Annotated in this window: 10 protein-coding genes and 1 rRNA gene; 4 read left to right on the top strand and 7 right to left on the bottom strand. The window is 61.1% G+C overall.

Annotation, left to right across the window (positions count from 1 at the left end; all coding sequences use genetic code 11):
* The first annotated feature begins 9 nt into the window (after positions 1 to 9).
* Positions 10 to 1,164 carry an SGNH/GDSL hydrolase family protein gene (locus tag ACUY2Y_RS10750; RefSeq protein ID WP_448326376.1) on the top strand — a complete coding sequence of 385 codons (1,155 nt, stop codon included), beginning with the start codon at positions 10 to 12 and terminating at the stop codon, positions 1,162 to 1,164.
* A gap of 2 nt (positions 1,165 to 1,166) precedes the next feature.
* On the opposite strand, the gene ACUY2Y_RS10755 is transcribed toward ACUY2Y_RS10750, so the two are convergent.
* Together ACUY2Y_RS10755 and ACUY2Y_RS10760 are read right to left on the bottom strand one after the other, a co-directional pair.
* Positions 1,167 to 1,319, bottom strand: coding sequence for a hypothetical protein (locus ACUY2Y_RS10755; RefSeq protein WP_448326378.1), 153 nt, complete (start codon positions 1,317 to 1,319; stop codon positions 1,167 to 1,169).
* 3 nt (positions 1,320 to 1,322) lie between these two features.
* Positions 1,323 to 2,117, bottom strand: coding sequence for a class E sortase (locus ACUY2Y_RS10760; RefSeq protein ID WP_448326379.1), 795 nt, complete (start codon positions 2,115 to 2,117; stop codon positions 1,323 to 1,325).
* Positions 2,118 to 2,200: 83 nt separating this feature from the next.
* Between ACUY2Y_RS10760 and yidC the strand changes: the two genes are divergently transcribed.
* Positions 2,201 to 3,430: a membrane protein insertase YidC gene (yidC, locus tag ACUY2Y_RS10765; protein WP_448326381.1), complete on the top strand. Its 1,230-nt coding sequence runs from the start codon at positions 2,201 to 2,203 to the stop codon at positions 3,428 to 3,430.
* On the opposite strand, the gene ACUY2Y_RS10770 is transcribed toward yidC, so the two are convergent.
* The 4 genes from ACUY2Y_RS10770 to ACUY2Y_RS10785 all read right to left on the bottom strand — a co-directional run bounded on the left by ACUY2Y_RS10770 (position 3,418) and on the right by ACUY2Y_RS10785 (position 5,787).
* Positions 3,418 to 4,056 (bottom strand): TetR/AcrR family transcriptional regulator, encoded by a 639-nt coding sequence (locus tag ACUY2Y_RS10770; RefSeq protein ID WP_448326383.1) that lies wholly within the window; start codon positions 4,054 to 4,056, stop codon positions 3,418 to 3,420. The genes yidC and ACUY2Y_RS10770 overlap by 13 nt on opposite strands.
* Before the next feature lie 175 nt (positions 4,057 to 4,231).
* A complete protein-coding gene (locus ACUY2Y_RS10775) occupies positions 4,232 to 4,501 on the bottom strand; it encodes a GlsB/YeaQ/YmgE family stress response membrane protein (RefSeq protein WP_210574432.1) in 270 nt (89 codons plus the stop codon).
* A gap of 136 nt (positions 4,502 to 4,637) precedes the next feature.
* On the bottom strand, positions 4,638 to 5,540 hold the full coding sequence (locus tag ACUY2Y_RS10780) for a universal stress protein (protein ID WP_448326385.1): 903 nt from the start codon (positions 5,538 to 5,540) through the stop codon (positions 4,638 to 4,640).
* A 100-nt stretch (positions 5,541 to 5,640) separates the two neighbouring features.
* Positions 5,641 to 5,787, bottom strand: coding sequence for a hypothetical protein (locus ACUY2Y_RS10785; RefSeq protein WP_448326387.1), 147 nt, complete (start codon positions 5,785 to 5,787; stop codon positions 5,641 to 5,643).
* A gap of 106 nt (positions 5,788 to 5,893) precedes the next feature.
* Between ACUY2Y_RS10785 and ACUY2Y_RS10790 the strand changes: the two genes are divergently transcribed.
* Entirely contained in the window at positions 5,894 to 6,355 is a 462-nt protein-coding gene (locus tag ACUY2Y_RS10790) for a hypothetical protein (protein WP_448326389.1), read from the top strand.
* Between the two features lie 321 nt (positions 6,356 to 6,676).
* Positions 6,677 to 7,438: a pseudouridine synthase gene (locus ACUY2Y_RS10795; protein ID WP_448326391.1), complete on the top strand. Its 762-nt coding sequence runs from the start codon at positions 6,677 to 6,679 to the stop codon at positions 7,436 to 7,438.
* A gap of 96 nt (positions 7,439 to 7,534) precedes the next feature.
* Here the strand turns inward: ACUY2Y_RS10795 and rrf are convergent.
* A 5S ribosomal RNA gene (gene rrf / locus ACUY2Y_RS10800) occupies positions 7,535 to 7,652 on the bottom strand.
* Position 7,653: the final 1 nt, after the last annotated feature.

Raw genomic sequence — 7,653 nt, forward strand, 5'->3', positions numbered from 1 at the left:
ATGTGGGGCATGAACCGCTTCCGCCCCCGAGACCGAGGCACTCGTCTCCGCGCCGCCGCAGTCCCGGCGGTAGCTGTGTCGCTTGTGTTCGCGCTCGCTGGCTGCGGATCGGACGGCGAATCCGAACGCGTCACCGTCGAGGTCCCCACCACTGTCACGGTGACTGCTGATCCGAAGGACCTGCCGTCCTCCTACGATTTGTATGTCGCGCTCGGCGATTCGTACGCGGCAATGGGTTCGGCCGACGGCCCGTTCGAGGGGCCGAAATTCTGCGCGCGCAGCGAGGATAATTACCCGCACATGCTGGCGGATCTCTACCCGGGCATCAACGAAAAGCGCGGCTTCATCGATGCGACCTGCCAAGGCTCCACCACCGCGCACATCTACAGCGAGCGCGACATCAGCGACGCCCTCGACGCCGAAGAGGCGGAAGCAGCCGAGGACGCAGAAAAGGACGCCGAAAAAGACCCAGAATCAACAGCAGAAACCACGTCTCGCCCGACAGCCAGCTCCCAGCAGACCTCCGCCACCGCACCCACGTCGCCGAGTAGCACCAGCACGGAGCCGTCGACAAGCGAAGATGCGGACGACGAGAAGAACCCGAGCGTGCTCGCAGCGCAGATCGACGCGCTGGAGCCCGACACGGACCTGATCACGCTGTCGATCGGCGGCAACGACCTCAGTTTCGGGCCGTGGAGCCGCTGCATCACCGGCATGCTCGAGAACCGTGGCGAGGAAGATTGCGACGAAGGGCTCTACGACGAATCTGCCCGCGCATTGCTCGACCTTCCGACCAGGCTCGACGATATTTACCGCCGCATCCACGAGAAAGCGCCCGACGCGACCATCATCACCACCGGGTACATGCCGATCGCTTCGCTTCGCGACGAATGCGAGGCCACCGCCGATCTGCCCAGCGGCACCCTGAACTGGGCAGCCGGCCTCACGGTGACCATGAACGCGATGGTGCGCGACGCCGCCACCCGAAACGGCGCGCTCTACGTCCTGCCCGCCAATGCGGAATTCCACTCCGTGTGCGCGCCCGCCAACGAGCGGTGGACGGACCCCACCGGCGAGGAAACCAATTCCTTCCCCGCACACCCGACGCCCGCCGGGCAGAAAGCAATGGCGGAAGCGATCGCGGACGTGCTGAAGAAGCTCTAGAGCTACACCGCCACGTCGTTGTACGGCATCAGCGGCGACAGCCACGGGAACACGACGTTCATCAGCAAGAAGAACACCGCAACCAGCAACGCGATGAGAATGAGCACCTTCACGGGAGTCGGCCCCGGCAGCGCACGCCACAAACTTCGGTACATGGTCTACGCGTCCTTTCCGCTCGTCATCGCCGGCGGCGGGCCAGCTGATTTATCCCGCGCGTCGGTCTGCACGGCGTGAATGATCATGCGCTCCGCATTCGAGAATTGCGGGTGGCACGTCGTCAACGTGATCATACGGCCAAGCCCATTTGCGCTCGCCCCTTCAGCGCCAGGCACCGGAGCGAGCACCGACGTGTCGCTCGGCAGCGTGATGTGGCGGCCGAGGACATGCGCGTAGCGCCCTTCCGCGACCTCAGTCAACATCGGTTCGGACAAACAGCTTGACGACGCCGCCGTGCGCCCTTCCTTCCCCTCCTCCATCGGGAGAACCCGGTAGGTGAACCACTGCGTCCGCGTTTCCACCACGATGGCATCGCACGCTTTCAGGTGGCCCAAGTCGTTGAATGGTGCGCCCTTGCCCACGCGGTGCCCCGCCAGCGCGAAATTGCCTGCCTCATCCGGCATCTGCGAGTCCGAATAATGTCCCGGTCCTGCCAGCAGCGTCTCATCGTCGGTGCCTTCCAGCACCGCGTAGTGGTAATCCGTGCCGAAGACGGGGATGTGCAGTTGCGCGAATGCCTCGCCCATTTCCGCGATGTGGTTGCCGCGGGGATTACGCCATTCGTCGTCAAGCTGTTGTTGCGCTTCTTTCTGCATCTCGCCTGACGTCAGATTCGTCCAGAATGCCTCGTAGAACGCGAAAAGCAAGAGAATAACACCGACGGTGATGAAGATTTCGCCGATCACTTCCCGCACCGTGACTCGGGCGCGTGCGGGAATTTCCACCGATGATGACATGGGCCTAACATTAACCCACAGCACGCCGCACCCCGGCGTTTCTGCTCTGCTGCCGCATCATTCGAGAGGAGTCCGTTACACCCATGCTTCTGCTTCTCGAAGCATTCGTCTGGCCCGTCTCCGCGGTCATGAAGATGTGGCATTGGCTTCTCGCGCAGGTCCTCGGCGTCGCGCCCGACACCGCGTGGGTGATGTCGATCGTGCTTCTCGTGATCACGGTGCGCGCACTACTCGTGCCTTTCAACTGGCAGATGTACCGCTCCACCCGCATGATGCTGATGATGCGGCCCGAGCAGGAGAGACTCGAGAAACGCTACGGCGAATCCACCGAGGTAGAAGACGTCGTCGCACACGATGAGGCCCTCAAAGAGCTGAATAAGGAATACGGCTACAACCCGATGACCGGCTGTATTCCGCCGCTGGTGCAGATCCCGTTCATCCTGGGCCTCTACCGCCTACTCATGTGGATGTCCGTGCCGGAAAACGGCCGCACCAACTCGAATATCGGCCTGCTCACCCCCGAAGACATCGCCAGCTTCCTCGACGCTTCCTTCATGGGCGTGCCACTACCTGCGTACGTGTCCATGTCCGCCGAGCAATTCGCCGCCCTGGGCACCTCGAACGAACAAGTGCGCGCCGTCGCGATTCCTTTGCTCATCTTCGCCCTGATCTTCACCACCGTGAATACCTTCGTCGGGCAGCTACGCACCCGCACCCACCTGGATTGGAGCTCCACGGTCCCACGCACCGTCTACAAGTGGATGTGGGGAGTGATGGTCATCATTCCGATCATGCTCGGTTTCGCCGGCATGACCGGCCTCATCCCGGTGGCCCTTCTCATGTACTGGTTCCTGGGCAATCTGTGGACGCTGTCCCAATCCGTACTTATCTGGTACGTCCTGGCGAGGAAGTACCCGCTGCGCGAGGTGCACAAGGAGCAGATTCACACCTCCCGCGCCAAGGCCCTAGACGAACAACGCGAAGTGAAGCAGATCAAGAAGACTGCCAAGCGTTCCTGGCGCCGCCGGAAGCTCAAAGCCCTCGCCCACCCGACGACCATCGGACAGGTCCGCCGCGACATCAAGGCCGAAAAAGCAGCCATGAAGGCCGAGCGGAAAGAAGCCAAGCAAGAAAAGAAATCTCTTCAAAAAGCCCGCAACAAGGTCCGCTCCGATATCCGCAAGACCGAGATGGAAAAGCGGTTTGAAGAGCGCAAGCGGAAGAAAGCTAAAGCCGCCGGGGATGCGAGCTCGGATAACTCCGATAGCTCAGTCAGTTCCGATGGCGCCGCTGATTCCGATCAGATGGAGTAGTCCGCCGGCGGGGCGGACAGCATCTGCCGCGCCAAGTCCTTGGCAGTGAGCAGCGGCCCTACTTCGCGGCTGATACGAGCTCCGGTCATGCCGCCGTCGAGAAAGATCAACAGCTGGCTGGCCTGAGTGCCGGACGGGTATCCGTTCTTCTTATCCAGCAGCTCAGTCATCGTGGCATGCATCCAATTGCGGTGATCCACGCAGGCGGCGACGATATTGTGCTCTGAATCCGTCTCCGGGCGCGGGTATTCCGTCGCGGCATTGACAAAGGGAGTGCCGCGGAAATCCTTGGCGGGCTCCTCCTCGATGGCCATGTCGAAGAACGCCAAGATCTTGGAGTCCGCATCCGTCATTGCGGCGGTGCGCTCGGACCACCGGTCCCGGTATTCGTCGTCAAGCTTCTGCAAATACGCGATGACCAGATTGTCCTTGGAACCCAACAGGGAGTACAAGGATGCCTTTGCGACGTCGGCTTCGCGGAGGATCCGGTCGATGCCGATGACACGGATGCCTTCTTCCGTGAAGAGCTTCGTCGCCGCGTCCAACAGGCGCTGACGCGGGGCCGGCCGGTTCCGTCGACGCGATGCCGGCTTCTTTTTCGCGGTGGCGGCGCGATCCTGAGTCACCACATCTCTCCTTCTAGCTCAACCAACTCCACCACATAATAGACAAACCGGTACGTTCATACAACGCATGGAGTTATGCGTGGATGTGTGCGTGCAGGTGCGGCTCCACGCATGAAAAAGCTCCCGCCCTCGCAGCGCGAGAAACGGGAGCTAGAGTCAGTGACCCCGACTGCCCTTAGCGACGGCGGCCGGTGACCTGGTTGACGATCCAGAGCACGATCACGGAACCCAGGATGCATGTCAGGAAGCTGAAGAACCAGCCCTTGGACTCAACGTCAATGATAAGTCCAAGCAGGGCGCCACCGAGCAGACCACCGACGACACCGCAAGCGATGTTGGCGAGAATGCCCATGGAAGCGTCACGGTTCATAATCATCGAAGCAATCCAGCCGGCGATGCCGCCGAGCACGATCCAACCCAGGAAGCCCAGAGAAATAGTAGACATAATTTAATTTCCTCTCATTCTGAATGAAATACCGTACCTATTATGCCCTGTTGATAGGTCGCGCGGGCAACGAAAGCCCCACGGTTAGGTAACGTTTCACCAACCGTGGGGAACATTTTCGTGCCGCAACCTGCGTTTATTTCGGTAGACGCTCCGGCCGCACGACCATCATCGGGCACGGCGCTGCTTGCAGCAGAGCGCGCGACGTGGAGCCGAGCAGCATGCCCTTGAAACCGCCACGGCCGTGGGAACCGGTGATGAGCAATTGGGCTTCCTTCGCGTGGTCCACCAGGGCACGCACCGGACGGTCCTGCGTGACCACCTTGGTCACCTTCACGTCCGGATACTTAGCCTCGAGCGGCGCCAGTCCCTGCTCCAGCTTCTCCCGGTGCTCCTCCTCGAAACGCTTCCAGCCTGCTCCGCCGAGGATCGCGTCGGCGACCGGCTCGTGCACCTGGTTCTCCAGGTAGGTGTGCACAGCGATCAGCTCCGCGCCGCGGGCCTGCGCCTCCTCAAACGCGACCTCGGTCGCCCTCACGGAGACATCGGAGCCGTCAACGCCGACAACCACCGGGCCGTACTTCGTCTGTTCGGTCACTGCATTGTCCTCGCGGACGACAACGACCGGGCAAGAAGCGTGCGCCACCACGGCCGCGGAGACCGAGCCGAGCACCATGCCGGACAGACCGCCCAGACCGCGGGAACCCATGACGATCATGGTCGCGTCCTTGGACAGGCCGAGCAGCATGTCGATCGGGGAGCCCTCAGCGACGGTGTGCCCGATCTCCAGATCCGGGGCCACTTCCTTGGCGATCTCGCGAGCAGCATCGATCTTTCTCAGGCACTCATCCTGCAGATCGTCAAAGAGCTCCTGCGGCGGGACCATGCCCTCGGCGTATAGGAACTGCGGCATGGTGTAGGAAGAGGCAAGCTGCAGCGGGACACCGCGCTTCAGCGCCGTGTTAGCAGCCCAACGGACCGCGTTGTTTGAAGGCTCGCCGCCGTCGACAGCGACGATGACCAAATCCTGGTTGCTCATGGGAACGTGCCTTTCCGTAACCTACGACGTGACGCGCCTAGAGGTGGTGGTCACCTGACACCTTCATTGTAACCCTGACGACACAGGGCACGGGCAGAGCTTATTTCGGGATTTCGATCGGGAACGCGGCCTCTGCATTGGCCGGGAACAAAGCGGTGTAGATCGCCCACAGGACCTCAGCAATAGACTTGCCGATGCCGTGGCTGGAGAATTCGGTGAGCTGGGTAGTGATTCCATCAAGATTCATGTGACCTAAGTTAATACATGTGACTCGATCTTGGAAATATGCTGGCAGGGAAATCCTCACCGAAACCTCTACAGTCGACACTCGGCTCCGGGGAGAAAGTTGATCAATGAGTCGATTCGACCCCACCCACTGCTTGCAGGTGAACGGTTCATCGACCGACGAGATCTTGCCGATTGGCGACCCCGTCGAGACCGTCAAACGGGCGCCATCGCGCCTCGACGGCAGCACCACTTTCGCACTGACATTGTGGAAATTGCCGCTAGGCATGCGTCTGTGGGACGAGCTCCCCGGAGCGTGGCCCTATGAGTTCCTCCAAGCCATCGGGAGTAGGGAAGCGATGATTATCGAGATTAGCCGCGAGGAAGCGTCAGGCGAGCTACACCTCTACCGGCTAGATCACCGTGCACACTCATCCCCCGCTGAGATCGTGCAACTTAACGTGCGCGACAGGATGGAAAGGGTGCGCGCTTCACAACTGTTCGACTCAAAGGAAGCCGCGGAAGTTTTTGCGGACTATTACCGTAACGGTTCCGTTTCTTCGTGCTACACACTTGACCCGCTGCAATAGCGCATCTCGCAGTCTCGGCTCCGCCTCAGGATAAGGTCTGAAGTCATGCCCTCCTTTGAGAACAGACAATAGCTTTGGAACAACAACTGTGCTGGTGACCCAACTTTGACTGACCGTAGCAAGAGCACCCACCACTCACGCCCCAAACGACGCCCTCCGCTCCCTCCGCGTGGTGGCCTCGGCGCCACGAGGGCGCGCGTTCCCGAGGGTGAGCCGATACGGGCATGGGATCTCATCTGGCACCTTGTTTCCACGCAACGCCACAGGCACCCAGAAGACAACGAGAGTGCCGTCAGTGACCGGTTTGCGCGAGGCGAGGTCGTGCTTATCGACGCCACCCCTGTCGCCCCCGACGCCCTGCTCTCCCCCGGGACCGATGTGTTCTTCTACCGCCGGCCCGCTCCTGAAGCACGCGTGCCATACGGAATCGACACAGTCTTCGAAGACGACAACATCCTGGTGGTGAACAAACCGCCCTTTCTTGCCACGATGCCGCGTGGATCGCACATCACGGAAAGCATCACCGTTCGGCTCCGCCGGGCGACCGGCAACCAGGAGCTGACACCGGCGCACCGCCTCGACCGGGCGACATCCGGCCTGATTCTGCTGACCAAACGCGCAGAGCTCCGTGGCGCCTACCAGGAGCTCTTCGCCCGCCGTGAAGTAGACAAGATCTACGAGGCGATTGCCGACGATATTGGGCTCCACGCTCCCCTTAAATGGGAGCACCACATCGAGAAGACCGAAGGTGAGCCGGCCGCACACATTCTCTCCGAGCGGGAGCCGAATGCCCTCACACACGTTTCCGATATCGAACCGCTAAACGACCGCCCCGGCGCCGCGCGATATCTCCTTCACCCTGTCACGGGGCGCACCCACCAACTCCGGGTGCAGATGCTCGCCGCCGGCATCCCGATTCACGGCGATCCGATCTATCCCCGCATCCACGTTCTCGACGAGGAGGACTTCGCTAAACCGATGCTGCTCAGCTCAGTAGGACTCAGTTTCACTGATCCTTTGAGCGGACAAAAGCGCCGATTTACCACTCCAGGGTTTTCCGGGTTGCCTATTCCACAACCGTAGATTGCACCCAGTTGTAGAGGGATACCTAGACACGACAAAGAACCGGCTACCGTGCCAGTCTTTGGGCAGGTAGCCGGTCTAATATGTGAAGTTTTTGGTCGGCGGTAACTTACTCTCCCACACCCTCCCGAGTGCAGTACCATCAGCGCGGGTGGGCTTAGCTTCCGGGTTCGGAATGGGACCGGGCGTTTCCCCACCGCTATCAACCACCGACA

Source organism: Corynebacterium sp. 20-84 (assembly GCF_053479455.1).